Annotated in this window: 15 protein-coding genes; 8 read left to right on the top strand and 7 right to left on the bottom strand. The window is 71.1% G+C overall.

Annotated features, from left to right (window positions below; translation table 11 throughout):
• Positions 1–187: 187 nt before the first annotated feature.
• The 3 genes from OHN74_RS40430 (at position 188) to OHN74_RS40420 (ending at position 3,953) form a co-directional block, all read left to right on the top strand.
• Positions 188–1,855 (top strand): serine/threonine-protein kinase, encoded by a 1,668-nt coding sequence (locus OHN74_RS40430; protein WP_327700436.1) that lies wholly within the window; start codon positions 188–190, stop codon positions 1,853–1,855.
• A gap of 318 nt (positions 1,856–2,173) precedes the next feature.
• Positions 2,174–3,184 carry a hypothetical protein gene (locus tag OHN74_RS40425; protein WP_327700435.1) on the top strand — a complete coding sequence of 337 codons (1,011 nt, stop codon included), beginning with the start codon at positions 2,174–2,176 and terminating at the stop codon, positions 3,182–3,184.
• Between the two features lie 97 nt (positions 3,185–3,281).
• Positions 3,282–3,953 (top strand): DUF2238 domain-containing protein, encoded by a 672-nt coding sequence (locus OHN74_RS40420; protein ID WP_327699538.1) that lies wholly within the window; start codon positions 3,282–3,284, stop codon positions 3,951–3,953.
• On the opposite strand, the gene OHN74_RS40415 is transcribed toward OHN74_RS40420, so the two are convergent.
• Positions 3,938–4,438, bottom strand: coding sequence for a DUF6328 family protein (locus OHN74_RS40415; protein WP_327699537.1), 501 nt, complete (start codon positions 4,436–4,438; stop codon positions 3,938–3,940). The two genes, OHN74_RS40420 and OHN74_RS40415, sit on opposite strands and share 16 nt — an antisense overlap.
• 151 nt (positions 4,439–4,589) lie before the next feature.
• Here OHN74_RS40415 and OHN74_RS40410 point away from each other — a divergent pair, with 151 nt between their 5' ends.
• On the top strand, positions 4,590–4,937 hold the full coding sequence (locus OHN74_RS40410; RefSeq protein ID WP_327699536.1) for a hypothetical protein: 348 nt from the start codon (positions 4,590–4,592) through the stop codon (positions 4,935–4,937).
• 18 nt (positions 4,938–4,955) lie between these two features.
• Here OHN74_RS40410 and OHN74_RS40405 read toward each other — a convergent pair whose 3' ends face one another.
• A complete protein-coding gene (locus OHN74_RS40405) occupies positions 4,956–5,939 on the bottom strand; it encodes an aldo/keto reductase (RefSeq protein WP_327699535.1) in 984 nt (327 codons plus the stop codon).
• Positions 5,940–6,084: 145 nt separating this feature from the next.
• On the opposite strand from OHN74_RS40405, the gene OHN74_RS40400 reads away from it, so the two are divergent.
• Positions 6,085–7,830 (top strand): cholesterol oxidase substrate-binding domain-containing protein, encoded by a 1,746-nt coding sequence (locus OHN74_RS40400; protein WP_327699534.1) that lies wholly within the window; start codon positions 6,085–6,087, stop codon positions 7,828–7,830.
• Positions 7,831–7,851: 21 nt separating this feature from the next.
• Here the strand turns inward: OHN74_RS40400 and OHN74_RS40395 are convergent, their stop codons facing one another.
• The 5 genes from OHN74_RS40395 to OHN74_RS40375 all read right to left on the bottom strand — a co-directional run bounded on the left by OHN74_RS40395 (position 7,852) and on the right by OHN74_RS40375 (position 12,959).
• The gene (locus tag OHN74_RS40395; protein WP_327699533.1) at positions 7,852–8,460 is read right to left on the bottom strand and encodes a TetR/AcrR family transcriptional regulator; all 609 of its coding nucleotides are present in this window, start codon (positions 8,458–8,460) and stop codon (positions 7,852–7,854) included.
• Positions 8,457–9,947, bottom strand: a complete 1,491-nt coding sequence (locus OHN74_RS40390; protein ID WP_327699532.1) for an MFS transporter — start codon at positions 9,945–9,947, stop codon at positions 8,457–8,459. The genes OHN74_RS40395 and OHN74_RS40390 overlap by 4 nt, the downstream gene beginning before the upstream one ends.
• 104 nt (positions 9,948–10,051) lie before the next feature.
• Complete coding sequence (locus OHN74_RS40385; protein WP_327699531.1) at positions 10,052–11,293, bottom strand: FAD-dependent monooxygenase; 1,242 nt, start codon at positions 11,291–11,293, stop codon at positions 10,052–10,054.
• A 109-nt stretch (positions 11,294–11,402) separates the two neighbouring features.
• Complete coding sequence (locus OHN74_RS40380) at positions 11,403–12,116, bottom strand: ribonuclease H family protein (protein ID WP_327699530.1); 714 nt, start codon at positions 12,114–12,116, stop codon at positions 11,403–11,405.
• Between the two features lie 42 nt (positions 12,117–12,158).
• Entirely contained in the window at positions 12,159–12,959 is an 801-nt protein-coding gene (locus tag OHN74_RS40375) for a VOC family protein (protein WP_327700434.1), read from the bottom strand.
• Positions 12,960–13,221: 262 nt separating this feature from the next.
• Here OHN74_RS40375 and OHN74_RS40370 point away from each other — a divergent pair, with 262 nt between their 5' ends.
• The 3 genes from OHN74_RS40370 (at position 13,222) to OHN74_RS40360 (ending at position 15,372) form a co-directional block, all read left to right on the top strand.
• Entirely contained in the window at positions 13,222–13,611 is a 390-nt protein-coding gene (locus OHN74_RS40370) for a hypothetical protein (protein ID WP_327699529.1), read from the top strand.
• A gap of 101 nt (positions 13,612–13,712) precedes the next feature.
• Positions 13,713–14,348, top strand: a complete 636-nt coding sequence (locus OHN74_RS40365) for a DUF3105 domain-containing protein (RefSeq protein ID WP_327699528.1) — start codon at positions 13,713–13,715, stop codon at positions 14,346–14,348.
• Between the two features lie 121 nt (positions 14,349–14,469).
• Complete coding sequence (locus OHN74_RS40360) at positions 14,470–15,372, top strand: aminoglycoside phosphotransferase family protein (RefSeq protein ID WP_327699527.1); 903 nt, start codon at positions 14,470–14,472, stop codon at positions 15,370–15,372.
• The last annotated feature ends 26 nt before the right edge of the window (positions 15,373–15,398 follow it).

Raw genomic sequence — 15,398 nt, 5'->3', positions numbered from 1 at the left:
GGTGGGGAGATCGTGTGCGGGCCGTCACCTCAAGGCCGGTGAATGCCCCTTTTCTTCGCACACCTGCTCGCCGCAGATGAATAAAAGGAGAATCGGTCCCGGGAGTTGCGGAATATTTGAACAGACCCCGTCACACCCCTCGTACCACTGGGAAAGGTGAGAGCCAGGTGTTCAGCGAGGGATGGCCATGGTCAAGGCGCACGTCTCCACACACGAGTTGGTGGCCGGAAGGTACCGACTCCTCGAGGTCGTCGATCGCGAAACGAACCGGGTCTCCTGGTACGGCGAGGACACCGCATCCGAGCGCCCGGTGGTCCTCACCCAGATCCAGCTCCCACCCGACCCCCGGGAGCAGACCGCCCGCCGGGCCATCGCCCGGGTGACGCGCGCGTCCGAGATCCTCGGGCTGGTGCTGCCCGGCCGGGTGGCCGCCGTGATCGACGTCGTCGAGGAGTTCGGCACCCTGTGGACGGTCGCCCAGTGGATCGACGGCACACCGCTCAGTGAACTCCTCGAACGGCAGGGCACGTTCAACTACGTGCGGGCGGCGCGCATCGCCCTCGAAGTGCTCGACGCGCTGGAGGCCGCGCACCGCGAGGGCATCGTGCACGCCGAACTCAGCCCCGGCCAGGTGTTCGTGCGGGACCAGGGCCCGGTCGTGGTGACCGGTTTCGGCCTGGCGGGCGCCACATCCGTGTCCCGGGTCGGCGCGCCCTCGTACGCCTCGCCGGAACAGGCCCACGGCGCGCGCCCCGAGCCGTCGGACGACCTGTGGGCGCTCGGCGCGATCCTCTACGCGATGGCCGAGGGCCGGCCGCCCTTCCGTGACCGGGGGCGCCCCGACGCCACGCTCAAGGCGGTCGACCGGTTGCCGCTGCGCAGCCCGGTGCGCGCCGGCCCGCTCGCACAGGTCATCCAGGGGCTGCTGCGCAAGAGCGCCCGGGAACGGCTGACCGCTCCGGTGGCACGGGACGCCCTGCTCCGCGTCATCAGGGACGAACCCGACACCTCGGACGAAGCGGTGCCCGCCGCCCGGCTGCACGGCGGCGGTGCCGCCGTCGCCGCGCGGCGCGCCGGCCGGACCCTGAACAGGCGCGGTCCCCGCAGGATCGTCCTCGTCGGTGCCGCGCTGGCCGCCGTCACCGTCGCCGTCCTCGCGACGACGGACAACCTGCCCGGCATCGACGCCTCGGCATCCGGCGCGGACACCACCCCGCCGGTCGTCGCCCCCGTTCCGTCCCTCCCCGCCACCGGCGGGGACACCGCGGTCCCCGACCAGAACCCCGCACCGAGTCCCTCTCCCTCCGTACCGGCCTCACCGACGCCATCGGCGCCGCCGGCCGCGTCTCCCACGCCCACTCCCTCAGCGACCGCGGGCACCGCCGAAGCGCTGCCCGCGGGGTTCCGGGTGTACAACGCCCCGGAAGGGTTCTCGGTCGCCCTCCCCCAGGGGTGGAAGCGGCTGAGCGAGGACGTCTCCCCCGGCAACGTCGCCTACCGCATCGTGTTCGGCGCCGAGGACGACCCGCGCACCCTGACCATCACCTACAGCGAGCGGCTGCGCTCGGACCCCGTGGCCGTCTGGCGCGAGGACGTCGAGCCGGTCCTGATCCGGGCGGACATCGGCTTCCAGCGGATCGGCGCGATCCGGGCGACGACCTATCGCGGCCGGAGCGCGGCCGACATGGAGTGGCTGTCAGACTTCGAGGGCACCCGGATACGTACATTCGGCCGGGGCTTCCTCACCGGCCAGAACACGGGCTACTCGCTGCGCTGGACGACACCCGCCGCCGACTGGAACGACACCGCCAACCGACAGGCGCTGGACGCGTTCCTGCGGACCTTCAGAGAGTGAACCGGGTACAGCTGTGGGCGGGTACACGTGTCCACCACCGGCCGTGCGGACGTGGTGACAGGCCGGAGGCGGGGTCGGGCCCGGTCTGTCAAAGCATCGTCAATGCACGCATATAGGCTGCCCGTCTGCACCTTCGAAGTCCGTCCAGCCTGCCCGGGAGAGTCACCAGTGACCGTAGCGATCGCCCCGTCCGAAACGTCGGAGATCCCTGAGCCTTCCGAGACACCCGAGGTGACACCCGTGTCCCCCGTGTCCGAGGAGTTCGACGGGTCCGAGTGGTCCGAGCCGTCCGCCGGGACCGACGAGACCGGCGAGTCCGTGGAGGCTGCCCTCGACGCCGCCGAGGTGTCACCCCTCGTGGCGCGCGACGCACAGGACTTCGGGGCGTACGCGCGGACCGGGGGCTGGGCCTTCGGGCTGAAGGTGGCACGGAGTGTGCGGCCCGGTGGTCAGCCCGCCGGTGAGACGCCGAAGGTGTCCGCCAAGGAGTTCGCCGCTCTCGCCGACTGCTCGCCCGAGCGGGTCATGCGCTACTACAAGGCCTGGGACAAGGCCGCCGACGACGGTGTCGTCCCGCACTTCGAGGCGCTGGCCCCGGGCGCGGAGGTCGAACTCCCGGGCGCCGACCTGTGGCTCACGTACTACAGCTCCCGCTCCAGCGCCGGTTCGGAGCGCGGCGCCGCCATCACCGAGGCCGCCGAGGCGGAGGGCATCCGGCCGACCAAGGCGCTGGAGGTCGCGGAGAACCCCACCGCGCTGCGGGCCGCGATCATGGCCGACCCCTCGACCGCCCGCGCCGCCCGGCACGCACTGCTCGACCGGATCAAGGAAGACCCGGATCTCCAGGCCGAGTTGGCCCGCGACATCGTCCGCACCGACGACCTGAAGAAGGCCGTGGCCTCCGAGTCCCGGTCGGCCGACCGGGTCGGATACGTCCGTCAGATCGCCGAGTCGGGCCAGGTGAAGACACCCGCCGGGCAGACCATCGAAGCGCCCGTCGATCTGCGCCAGGAGGCCGAACGGCATCTGTCCCTCCTCGACGAGCTGGACGAGGACGAGGACACCGGCGAGTGGGCCACCGAGGCGTACGACACCCTCAAGAACCTCGTCGTCGAGGCCGTCGAGGCCGACCCCGAACTGCGCGTCCAGGAACGGCGGACGAAGTTCTACAGCAGTCTGACGAAGGCCACGAAGGCGTTCGAGGAGCTGACCTTCGACGACGTCCAGGAGTTCGCCGAGGACGACATGGTCCAGCAGCTGGAGGAGCTCCAGGAGGCCATCGCCTCGTGCATCACGGCGCTGCGCGGAGCACGCACCTCGTCCGCGTGACGCCTGAGGGCGCGGGCGCCCCGAGCTGAGTAGTCCTACTCATGCCCGGGGCGGAACGCTCCGCCACGATGATGCTCCCACCACAAGGAGCGTTCCGATGCCCGCAGTCGACGACATCCCCCGCACCCTCCCGACGGCCACCGACGCCCCGCGGCGGCACCTTCCGGTGCTGCTCGCCGGGCTGGTGGCCGTCGCGCTCGCGGTCTCGGTACGGCACCCGCACGACCTGACGACCTGGTTCCTGGAGACCGTCTGGATCCTGATCGGGCTGCCCGTGCTCATCCTGACCTGGCGGCGCTTCCCGCTCACGAACCTGCTGTGCGCTCTGCTCGCGCTGCACGCCCTCGTCCTGATGGTGGGCGGCCACTACACCTACGCGCAGGTCCCGCTGGGCGACTGGGCGCGCGACACGTTCGGCCTCGACCGCAACCCGTACGACCGGCTCGGCCACCTCATGCAGGGCTTCGTGCCGGCTCTGCTCGTACGGGAGCTGCTGAGCCGTACGTCACCGCTGCGCGGCAGCCGCTGGCTCGCGCCGCTGACCGTGTGCGCCTGCCTGGCCTTCAGCGCGCTGTTCGAGATGTTCGAGTGGGCGGCGGCCGTGATCGGCGGCGCGGCGGCCGACGATTTCCTGGCCACGCAGGGCGATGTGTGGGACACACAGTGGGACATGTTCTGCGCGCTGATCGGGGCGACCCTCTCGCTGCTCCTGCTGAGCCGCGTCCACGACCGGCAGCTCGCGGCGGTGCACCCTCAGTCCTCGGTGTAGCGCAGACGCGTCCACATCGGCACCACGAACCAGCAGGCCAGGTACCAGGCGGCGATCCCCGCGACCAGCCAGGGCACGTACCCGTCGTGGGTGGCCACCCTGAGGACCAGCAGAAGCGCGGAGATCATGGTGGCGAACAGCAGCACCAGACCGGCGAAGGTCAGGCGTGAGGCCCAGCGCACCGCCTGGGGTTTCACCTGGCGGCCGGAGACGATCCGGTGCAGGGCCACCGGGCCGATCAGGGCGCCGGTGGCGGCGGCGCCCAGGACGACGGTGATGATGTAGATCGTGTGTTCCGTGTCGCCCAGCTGCTCGTACCTCGGCGTGAACACGACGGTCAGCAGAAAGCCGAACAGGATCTGCACACCCGTCTGGGCGACCCGGACCTCCTGGATGAGCTCGCCCCACTTGCGGTCGGCCCGCTCCTCCTCGGTCTCGTCCCGTCCCCGGTCGAGCGTGCCGACCTCGCTCTCGGTGTCCGCCATGGTTCCTCCCGGCCTCCGCGTCCTGACTGCCTGTCCCGATCCGGGTTCCCCGTGGAACCGGATTCGATCAGATCTCGGCCGGGCCGTTTGGACGACCTGCGGGGCGGTACTCGCAGAGGACCACGGTGGCCACAGTGGAGGAGGTCCGGCCATGTCCGGTACCCAGCTCACGCTTACGCTCAGCGGCGGCAGCGCCGCCGACGCGCAGACGGTCGTCCGGGCCCTGGAGTCGGCCTTCGGCCCTGCGGCCGAGTCCCCGGGGGACGACGACGGGCACTCCACCGTGCACACGGCGGCCTTCACGGTCGGTACGGAGTCGCATGCGCCCGGTCATCCGAGGAGGGAGCCGCTCTCGGCGCCCGTGATGGTGACCGTGCAGGGCACGCCTGAGGCAGTCCGCTGCGCGGGCGCCACCCTCACGGGCACGTTCACCGCCCACGACCGGGGCAGTGTCTCCGGCGACCAGGAACAGGAACGGCAGCTGCTCCTGGAACCGTGACACGCGTACGTCGGTCCGCTACCAGCGGCTCTCCACCTGCGCCTTGATCCGGCGGTCGTAGAGGTCCCGGATCGCGGTGAGCGTCTCCTGCGACAGCGGCGGCAGAGCGGCGGCCGCCGCGTTGGCCCGGGCCTGCTCGGCCGAGCGGGCGCCCGGGATCACCGTGGTCACACCGGGCTGCTGGAGGATCCAGCGCAGGGCCAGCTGGGCCGGGGTGCATCCCTCCGGGGCCAGGGCGGAGAACTCGGCCGCAGCCTCGACGCCGGTCGCGTAGTCGACACCGGAGAAGGTCTCGCCCTGGTCGAAGGACTCGCCGTGGCGGTTGTAGGTGCGGTGGTCGTTCTCGGGGAACACCGTGTCCTTGGTGTACTTGCCCGACAGCAGGCCCGAGGCGAGCGGGACGCGGGCGATGATGCCGACGCCCGCCTTCTCCGCGGCGGGGAGCACCTCGGCCAGGGGCTTCATGCGGAACGCGTTGAGGATGATCTGCACACTGGTCACACCCGGGCGGGCGATCGCGGTGAGCGCCTCCTCGCAGGTCTCGACGCTGACGCCGTAGCGCGCGATGCGGCCCTCCTCGACCAGGGTGTCCAGGGCGTCGAAGACCTCGTCGGAGGAGTAGACCGGGGTCGGCGGGCAGTGCAGCTGGACCAGGTCGATCCGGTCGACGCCGAGGTTGCGCCGCGAACGGTCGTTCCAGGCGCGGAAGTTGTCGAGGACGTAGTTCTCCGGGAGCTGGTCGACCCGGCGGCCCATCTTGGTCGCGACCAGAATGTCCAGCTCGGGCCTGCCGCGCAGGAAGGTGGCGATGGTCTGTTCGCTGCGTCCGTCGCCGTACACGTCGGCGGTGTCGAAGAAGGTCACTCCCGACTCGACCGCCGCGTCGAGCACCGCGAGGGCGTCCTTGTCCTCCACGTCGCCCCAGTCGGCGCCCAGCTGCCACGTTCCGAGGCCGATGACCGACGCCTGCTGACCCGACCTACCGATTACACGCTCGTCCATGGCGTCAGTGTGTCATCCGTCCGCAGGTCCGGGCGTACGGGGCCCACCAGGCGCCCGCCAAACCCGCATGCCCCAGCTTCACCCGCACGAGTGAATTGATGAATGAGGCAACTATTCGAGAACCGTCACCCTCTAGCGTGACCGGGTGACTGATCACCCGGCGCGATCCGAAGGTTCCGACACCCCCGAGGACGACAACTCCGCGTGGACGCGCCGGGGTTTCCTGTTCGGCGCGGCCTCCCTCGCCCTGGTGGCGATCGCCGCCGACCCGGCCGTCGCCGCAGCCGAACTTCCCGACTTCCCGGCGGCCGTCACGCCCTATCGCTCCGGATACCGCAACTGGGTCGGCGAGATCACCGCCGACGGGCTGTGGGCCTGCGCGCCCGCCGACCCCGGCCAGGTGGTCGCCGTCGTCAACTGGGCCTGGCGCCACGGCTGGACGGTCCGCGCCCGGGGCTCCGCGCACGGCTGGTCGCCCCTCACGATCACCGCCGGTACGGAGTCCGACGCGCCCGTGCTGATCGTCGACACCGCTCCCCGTCTCACCGGCCTCGCCCTGGAGTCCAGCGGCCCGGCCGCCGTGCGCGCCGGCACCGGGGTCACCCTGGAGGCCCTGCTCACCTATCTGGAGCAGCGGGGCCTCGGGGTCACCGCCGCTCCCGCCCCCGGTGACCTCACGCTGGGCGGCGCGCTGGCCGTCGACGCCCACGGCACCGCCGTACCGGCCACCGGCGAGACGCGGCTGCCCGGACACACGTACGGCTCGCTCAGCAATCTCGTGCTGTCGCTGACGGCGGTCGTGTGGGACGAGGGCTCCGGCGCCTACGTCCTGCGGACGTTCGACCGCGACGAGGCGGACTGCGCGGCGCTCCTCACCCACCTCGGCCGGTCCCTGGTCGTCGAGGTCGTGCTGCGGGTGGGGGCGAACAGCAATCTGCGCTGCGTCAGCCGTACGGACATTCCGGCGGCCGAGCTGTTCGCGGCGCCCGGCAGCGGTTCCGGCGGGCGGACCTTCGCGAGCTTCCTGGACGAGGCGGGGCGGGTCGAGACGATCTGGTTCGCCTTCACCGAGTTCCCCTGGCTGAAGGTGTGGAGCGTCGCCCCGACCAGGCCGCTGACCTCGCGGCGCGTGTCGTCGCCCTACAACTACCCCTTCTCCGACAACGTCCCGACCCTGGTGGCCGACCTCGTCGGGCGGATCCTGTCCGACGGGGCCTGGTATCTCGCGCCGGTGCTCGGCAACGCGCAGCTGGACGTGGCCGCGCTCGGGCTCGTGACGACGCTGTCGGCGGACATCTGGGGGCCGTCGAAGAACACGCTGCTGTACGTCAGGCCGACGACTCTCCGGGTCACCGCCAACGGCTACGCGGTGCTCACCAGCCGGGCCCAAGTACAGCGTGTCATCGCCGAGTTCACCGCCTTCTACCGCGAGCGCCTCGCCGCGTACGCCGCGTCGGGGCGCTTCCCGGTCAACGGCACGGTCGAGATCCGCGCCACCGGTCTCGACCGTCCGGGCGACGCCGACTCGGCCGGCGCCCAAGCCCCGCTGCTGTCCGCGCTGCGACCGGTCGACGGGCATCCCGAGTGGGACACCGCCGTCTGGCTGGACGTACTGACGCTGCCCGGGACGCCGCACGCGGAGGCGTTCTTCCGCGAACTCGAACAGTTCCTGCTCGGGACGTACGACGGCGGGCACGCGCTGACCAGGGTCGAGTGGTCCAAGGGGTGGGGGTACACGGACTCGGCCGGCTGGAGCGACGAGGAGGTCATCGGCACGGCGGTACCGGCCTCCTACGGGGGCGCCGTATGGCAGGAGGCCGTCGGCACCCTGGACCGGCTCGACCCGCACGGCGTGTTCGGGAACGCTTTCCTGGACCGGCTGCTGCGCTGAGGACCGGCGGCCGAGTCTCCGTCAAGGGGTCAACAGCGCCTGCACCGTGGGGGCGTACCGGTCGACGATGTCGTCGATCGTCGCCTCCCGCAGATGCGTGCCGCGGGCGATGCCGTACATGACGCCGAGGCCGAGCAGGGTGGCGACGGCCAGTTCGGCGCGCAGGCCCGGGTCGGGTCCCGGCAGACGGCCGGCGAGGCGGTCGCTCACCTGGGTACGGAAGTTGGCGCGCATGATGTCGCCCCGGTCGCCCTGGAAGGGAGCGAACACGATCCGCAGGACGGGGTCGGCTCCTCGCTCGGTCTGACCGGTGAGGAGATGCCGGACCATGTGGCGGCCGAGGCCGTCCAGGGGTGCGTCGAGGAGGGCGTCGGCGTCCTGGTCGAAGGACATGACGCGGGCGAAGAGGGCGTCCTTGTTGCCGAAGTACTTGAGGATCAACGGCGGGCTGACACCGGCACGTTCGGCGACCGCCTTGAGTGTGATGTCCGCCTGGGCGTGGCGGGCGAGGAGATGCCGTGCGGCGCGCAGGATGGCGGCCCTGGTCTGTTCGGCGTCCCGACGCGGGGTCGTGGCGGGGGTCGGCTCGGTGTCGGGGTGGGTCGGTGGTGGTGTGTGCACGGCGCTCATGCTCCCTCCATCGCCTCGTCCCGTGCCCCCGGCGTGCGGCCACGCGCGCGCCTGGTGGAGCCGGTGGCAGGGTCGCGGGAGATGGTCAGGGCCGCCGTGCAGGCCAGCAGGGCGACGACGCCCGCCATCCCGAAGGCCAGCAGATAGCCGTGCAGGGTGGGCACCGGGACGCCGTCGACCGGACTGGTGTGGCGTACCAGCACGGCGACGACAGCGGCGCTGCACATGGCCTGGCCGACCGTGCGCATCAGGACGTTGACGCCGTTGGCCGAGGCGGTCTGGCCGGGCGGTACGGCCCCCAGGATCAGCATGGGCAGCGCCGAGTACGCGAAGGTGGTGCCCATACCGACGACCGCGGCGCCCACGATGATCATCCACAGGTCACGGCTGTCCGCGATGCGCACCACATAGCCGAGCGCGATGACCGCCGTGCCGACGGCCAGGGTGACACGCGGCCCGTACGCCGCCGAGACGCGGGCCGAGACGGGCGAGAACACCAGCATGACGATGCCGCCGGGCAGCAGGACGAGGCCCGTCTCAACGATGGACAGGCCGAGCCCGTACCCGGTCGCCCCGGGCGCCTGCACCAGCTGGGCCGTCACCAGGGAGTTGGAGTAGAAGGCGAACCCGGTCAGCAGGGCGGCGACATGGGACAGGCCGACCCTGGGCCGGGACACCAGCCGCAGGTCCACCAGGGGCTGTCGGGTGTGCAACTGCTGCCACCACCACAGGCCGAGCACACCGACCGCGCCGAGGAACAGTCCCAGGACGCGCGGACTGCCCCACCCCCACTCGCCGCCCTCGACGATGCCGAGGAGCAGACACACCAGTCCGACGGCCAGTCCCAGCGCGCCCAGCACGTCGAAGCGCCCCGGTTCCCGGACGGGTGACTCGCGCACCGCCCACCAGACCGCCGTCACGCCCACCGCACCGAGGCCGGCGGTCGCCCAGAACATGACGTGCCAGTCCGCGTACTGGACGATCAGCGCGGCGAGCGGCAGCCCCAGGGCGGCGCCGATCCCGACGGTGGCGCTCATCAGCGCGACCGCGCTTCCCGTGCGCTCGGGCGGCAGTTCGTCACGCAGGATACTGATCGAGAGGGGGATGACGGCGGACGCGGCGCCCTGCAGAGCGCGCGCCGTGATGAGCACGCCGATGTCGGAGGACAGAGCACACATGACCGAGCCGACGACCATCAGCCCGAGGGCCGCGATCAGTACCCGCCGCTTGCCGTACATGTCACCGGCGCGGCCCAGCACCGGTGTGAGAACGGCGCCGGACAGCAGGGTCGCGGTCACCATCCAGGAGACCGCGCCGGGTGAGGCGCCGGTCAGCCGGGGCAGGTCGGGCAGCAACGGGACGACCACGGTCTGCATGACGGCCATCAGCATCCCGCCGAAGGCCAGCGCCGGCACGGTCATCCGCTCGCGCAGGGGGCGCGGGGCGGACGTCTTGTGTGGGGCGGTCATCGGGACGGGCTGGTCCATCGGCACTCCGGCGGCCGGCCGCTCTGCGCGACAAAAAATGGGTGAATGGCGATTCACCATAGCGGTGAATCGCCATTCACCCAAGAATGACGGCCGTGACCTGGTTAATTGCCGGAGCTCTCGGCCTCTCCCCCGGTACGGGAGGCCAGCGCGCGGGTCTGCGCGGTCCGGGCGAGCTTCGGGCCCAGCCATCGCTTGAGCCGGCGCAGCGCTTCGAGGCTCCCGGCCGCCCGGTCGATGCCGTAGTACAGCTGGGGCGGCACATAGGGCAGCAGGGGCGAGTGGCGCTGGCCGAGCAGCGCGAACATCCGGGCCGGGGGCAGCCGGATGTAGCGCGGCAGGTTCTCGTACCACTGGGCGCTGTAGCGGGCCGCGCTCTGGATGGAGAGCAGTTCCGACTTGCGCCGCGTTTCGTAGGCGGTGAGGGCCGCCGGGAGTCCGGGGTGCGTGCGGAGTGCGTCGGCCAGGGCGAGGGCGTCCTCCAGGGCGAGGGTGGTGCCGGCGCCGATGGAGTAGTGCGTGGTGTGGGCGGCGTCGCCGAGCAGGACGAGGTTGCCGTGGTGCCAGGCGCGGTTGGTGAGCGTGCGGAAGTTCAGCCACTGGGCGGCGCCGTCGGCGGCCGAGCGGCCGATCAGCGGGTGGCCGTCCAGCAGGTCGCCGAAGAGCTTCTCCAGCAGGGCCAGACCGTCGGCCTCGTTCGCCCGGTCGAGGCCGAGGCCGCTCCAGGTCTCGGGGGCGCACTCGACGACACAGGTGCTGTGGTCCTGGCTGTAGCCGTAGCCGTAGCACCAGATCCAGCCGTGCTCGGTCTCCTTGAAGCCGAAGGTGAAGGCGTCGAAGACCTTGGTGGTGCCGAGCCAGATGTACCGGTTGCGGCCGGCCCGCAGGTCGGCGCCGAAGTGTTCGGTGTGCTGTTCGCGCAACGCGCTGTTGACGCCGTCGGCGGCCACGACGAGGTCGGCGTCGGCCAGTTCGGCGGCGTCGGTGATCCCGTGCTCGAACTCCAGCCGTACGCCCAGTTGCCCGGCCCGGTCGGCGAGGATGTCGAGGAGCTTGTGGCGGCCGATGCCGAAGCCCTCGTCGCCCGGGTGCCGGGTCGCGCTGTCGCCCACGTGGGCGACTCCGTGGTTCCAGGACACCGAGGCGTCCTCGACGGCGCGGGCGGACCCGGGGTCGTGCTCGTGGAGCTTGTCGAGCAGTCCGCGCCAGTAGGTGACGCCCCAGCCGTAGGTCGAGCCCGCCGGGTCACGCTCGTACACGGTGATGTCGTGGGACGGATCCTGCAGCTTCAGCAGGATCGAGAGATACAGGCCGGCGGGCCCGCCTCCGACACAGGCGACCTTCACACACACCCCTAGCGATTACGGAAGGTGGTCAGTTCGCGTCGGAGAGTAGCAGGATGTGGGCACACCGAAATGCCGTCCACCACAGGACGGCCGGTGCGGCCGGGTGCGCTCAGGCGTCGGCTGTACGGCACTCCGGGTGACCCCAGCCCTGCGCGTTCTTGGCGATGGTCTCGCCGGCCGCGTAGGCCCGTCCGCAGAGGCAGCGGCCGGGGAACTTCGCCTTGAGGGTGCGGTTGGAGTTGCCACTGCGCGGCCGGGACGTCTTCGTGCCGGACGTCTTCGTGCCGGCCGCCTTCGGGCCCGAGGAGCGAGGGGTGTCGGGTGAGGCCGGGGGTTCCGGGGAGCCGAGGTCGCTGCCGGCCGGCTCCTGCACGATCGCGGCCTGGCTGGCGGCGCGGTCGGCGAAGTCGTTGAGTTTGTCGCCGTCCACCTGGTGGGCGGGCACATAGCGGAACTCGACCGAGCGGCCGTCGAGCAGTTCGTCGATACGGACGACGAGTTCCTGGTTGGCGACCGGCTTGCCGGCGGCGGTCTTCCAGCCCTTGCGCTTCCAGCCGGGCAGCCAGGTCGTGACGGCCTTCATCGCGTACTGGGAGTCCATCCGGATCTCCAGCGGTACGTCCGACGCCACGGCCGTCAACAGCCGTTCCAGTGCGGTGAGTTCGGCTACGTTGTTGGTGGCCCGGCCGAGCGGCCCGGCCTCCCAGCGAGTGGGGCTCTCCGAGCCGTCGGCCACCACCCAGGCCCAGCCCGCAGGTCCCGGATTTCCCTTCGAAGCCCCGTCGCACGCGGCCACCACACGTTCACGCATGCGCTCGATCATGCCATGCGTGCGACGGGCTCCCGGCCCCCGTCGGGGGTCCCCTCAGCCCACGTCCACCGACTTGGGCATCTCGCCCGCCGTCGTCGTGACGTCGATGACGGAGAAGTTGGCGCCCTGCGGATCGCTCATCGCGGCGAACCGGCCGAACGGGCTGTCCATCGGCCCGAAGCGCAGCACCGCGCCGAGCTTGGTGGCCGTGGCGACGGCGTCGTCGCAGTTGCCGACGGTGAAGTACACGTTGATGTACGGCGGCATCTCGGGCGGGAAGTCGTCCGTCATCCGCATCCGGCCGAGGACGGTGTCGTCGCCCAGGTTGTACATCCGGAAGTCCATGGCGTCGTCCTGCATCTGCTTGGCCGAGTAGCCGAAGACGGTCTGGAAGAAGGTGTCCGACTTCTCGGTCTCGCGCGTGAAGACCTCGGCCCAGCAGTAGGCGCCGGGCTTGTCCGGTCCCGCTTCGAAGCCTTCGTGGGTGCCGCCCTGCCAGACGCCGAAGGCGACGCCGCTGGGGTCGCGGGCCAGACACATGGTGCCGAACTCGCCCACCTGCATCGGCTCCATCAGCAGTTCGCCGCCGTTGTCACGGATCTTCGTGGCGGTCGCGGCGGCGTCCGGCGAGGCGAGGTACAGACACCATGCCGACTGTCCCTCCTGCCCGGGCATCGGCGGGACGACGGCGGCGACCGCCTTGCCGTCGGCGTACGCCTGTGTGTAGTTGCCGTACTCCGACGACGACTCACCGAAGGTCCAGCCCAGCACCTCCCCGTAGAAGCTCTTGGCTCCCTCGACGTCACTGAACATCGCGTCGGCCCAACAGGGGGTTCCCTCACGTTGCACGGCCATGGCTCCGGCCTCTCCGGTCTCGTCGGGTGTCCGGATTCTCACGCTAGCCAGGCTTCGTCCAGGACGCGCGCCGAGCGGCCCACCCTGTTACAGACGGGAGGAGACGCATCCCTCAAGGGGCGCGAGGGACTGCGCGACAGGTACCCACCGGCCCGCGGCCGACAAACAACCCCCAGGGCGCGGCAAAAACACACCCCTGCGGTCTGATAATTTCATCGGCGCTCGTCTCTCCTCGGCCCCTCCCCTACCTCCAGGTGTCCAGATGTCCGCTGCACGGGTGCGTCGCCCAGCGACGCGGCACGCCCGCGGCAGCGTTCCGCACCTGCTGGGTGTGCTGGTCCTCGTCCTCGCCACGTTCGCGTTCTCCTGTGCCGGTGCCCTGCCCTCGCCGGACATCGGGCCCGCTCAGCCGGTGTCGGCGCACTCCGTGCACATCACCGACCGGGACCCCTGCCAGGAGGGCCCGCCCCACGGCTGTCACACCCCCGGGCACCACGGCGTCCTCAACCACGCGCCGTTCACCGGCGCGGACCGGGCAGCCGCGCTGCACCAGTCGAACACCGCCCCCACCCGGCTGCCGCTCGGCCCGTCGCGGACCCCGGGGGCCGCCCGCCCTCCCGATCTCCACGAGCTGCAACTGCTCCGGGTCTAGGCCGTGGCCGGGCCCCTCGGGCCGATCCGCTCAGCCACGACCATCACCCCAGCTTGCAGCGCCATGCCCGGAGACAGGCACGGCACGGAGAAGGACATCCCATGGGTACATCCAACGCCAAGGCGAAGACCGCGGCCCGCCGCGCCCACATGGAAGAGCTGCGCAAGGCCGAGCAGGCCCGTGAGCGCCGTATGCGTCTGCTCACGCTCGGCGCGACCGCCGTCATACTCGTCGCTCTGGCCGGGGGCGGCTGGCTCCTAGTCGACTCGGCCCAGGACAAGGAAGAGGCGAAGGCGGCGCCGATCTCGGGCGTGAAGAGCTGGTCCAAGCTCACCCAGAACCACGTCGCCAAGGCCGTCACCTACAAGATGAGCCCGCCCGTCGGCGGTGACCACAACCAGGTGTGGGTGAACTGCGACCGGCAGGTCTACACCAAGGTGGTCCCCAACGAGAACGCGGTGCACGCCCTCGAACACGGTGCCGTCTGGATCACCTACAACGACAAGGCGGCCAAGGCGGACGTCGAGACGCTCTCCGAGAAGGTGACCAACACGTCGTACACCTTCATGAGTCCGTACGAGGACCAGTCGTCGCCGATCGTGCTGAGCGCCTGGGAGCACCAGCTCAAGGTGGACAAGGCGTCGGACCCACGGGTCGCCAAGTTCCTCGACAAGTACGTCCAGGGCGCTCAGACGCCCGAGCCCGGTGCCGCGTGCACCAACGGGATGACGCCGTGAACTGAGCGTCGGGCGCGGGGCGTTCGCCACCGGACGACCCCGCGTCGGCGCCCGTGCCGCCATACCGTCGAAAGCCGAAATTCGTTGGACTCCGGACCCGGCGGCGGCTGTGATGGTCGACATGTGTGCCCTGAAGATGCATGCGGACGAGGTGGAGATCGATGCCCCGCTCGTCCAGCACCTGATCGCCCGGCAGTTTCCCGACTGGGCGGGTCTGCCCGTGGAGCGGCTGGAGTCGGCCGGCACCGAGAACGCCATGTTCCGGCTCGGCTGTGATCTGGTGGTCCGGCTGCCGAGGCATCCCGGCGCGGTGGACAGCATCGAGCACGAACAGCGCTGGCTGTCCCTGCTGGGCCCGCGGCTGCCGGTCGCCGTACCCGAGCCGCTCGGCCGGGGCGGCGCCGACGAGGGGTTCCCATGGCCCTGGTCCGTGTACGGCTGGCTGGACGGCCGGAATCCGGCGGTCGACGCCCTCGAAGCTCCCGAGACGCTGGCCAAGGAACTGGCCGGTTTCATCCGCGCCCTGCGCGGTGTCGACGCCGCGAACGGCCCGTCCCACTATCGGGCCGTTCCGCTGGCGGCGCGGGACACGGACACACGCGCGGCCCTCGCCCGGCTGACGCAGGAGGTGGACACGGAAGCGGTGACCACCCTGTGGGAGAAGGCCATGCGAGTTCCTGAGCACGCGGGACCGCCGGTCTGGGCGCACGCGGACCTCTCCCCGGGCAATGTGCTGGTCACCGAGGGGCGGCTGAGTGCCGTGATCGACTTCGGCTGTACCGGGGTCGGCGATCCGGCCGTCGATCTGATCGTGGCCTGGAACCTCCTGCCCGCCCACGTCCGCGACACCTTCCGGGAGGCCGTCGGCGCCGACGACGCAGAGTGGGCGCGCGGACGTGGCTGGGCGCTGTCGATCTCGCTGATCCAGCTGCCGTACTACCGGGAGACGAATCCGGTGCTCGCTGCGAACTCCCGGCATGTGATCAGGGAGATCCTTGCCGAGCACAGCGGCCGGCGGGCCTGAGCCGCCCGGGAGGGGGCGGCTCGGCA

Source organism: Streptomyces sp. NBC_00459 (assembly GCF_036013955.1).
Classification (GTDB): domain Bacteria; phylum Actinomycetota; class Actinomycetes; order Streptomycetales; family Streptomycetaceae; genus Streptomyces.
Note: the sequence above shows the minus strand (reverse complement) of the source record. Positions and strands in the feature narration are given on the sequence as shown.

Bases quoted from the DNA above. Each gene is read 5' to 3' on its own strand.
- OHN74_RS40430 (WP_327700436.1), top strand. From the start codon at position 188: ATGGTCAAGGCGCACGTCTCCACACACGAGTTGGTGGCCGGAAGGTAC.
- OHN74_RS40420 (WP_327699538.1), top strand. From the start codon at position 3,282: ATGCCCGCAGTCGACGACATCCCCCGCACCCTCCCGACGGCCACCGAC.
- OHN74_RS40415 (WP_327699537.1), bottom strand. From the start codon at position 4,438: ATGGCGGACACCGAGAGCGAGGTCGGCACGCTCGACCGGGGACGGGAC.
- OHN74_RS40410 (WP_327699536.1), top strand. From the start codon at position 4,590: ATGTCCGGTACCCAGCTCACGCTTACGCTCAGCGGCGGCAGCGCCGCC.
- OHN74_RS40405 (WP_327699535.1), bottom strand. From the start codon at position 5,939: ATGGACGAGCGTGTAATCGGTAGGTCGGGTCAGCAGGCGTCGGTCATC.
- OHN74_RS40395 (WP_327699533.1), bottom strand. From the start codon at position 8,460: ATGAGCGCCGTGCACACACCACCACCGACCCACCCCGACACCGAGCCG.
- OHN74_RS40390 (WP_327699532.1), bottom strand. From the start codon at position 9,947: ATGGACCAGCCCGTCCCGATGACCGCCCCACACAAGACGTCCGCCCCG.
- OHN74_RS40380 (WP_327699530.1), bottom strand. From the start codon at position 12,116: ATGATCGAGCGCATGCGTGAACGTGTGGTGGCCGCGTGCGACGGGGCT.
- OHN74_RS40375 (WP_327700434.1), bottom strand. From the start codon at position 12,959: ATGGCCGTGCAACGTGAGGGAACCCCCTGTTGGGCCGACGCGATGTTC.
- OHN74_RS40370 (WP_327699529.1), top strand. From the start codon at position 13,222: ATGTCCGCTGCACGGGTGCGTCGCCCAGCGACGCGGCACGCCCGCGGC.
- OHN74_RS40365 (WP_327699528.1), top strand. From the start codon at position 13,713: ATGGGTACATCCAACGCCAAGGCGAAGACCGCGGCCCGCCGCGCCCAC.
- OHN74_RS40360 (WP_327699527.1), top strand. From the start codon at position 14,470: ATGTGTGCCCTGAAGATGCATGCGGACGAGGTGGAGATCGATGCCCCG.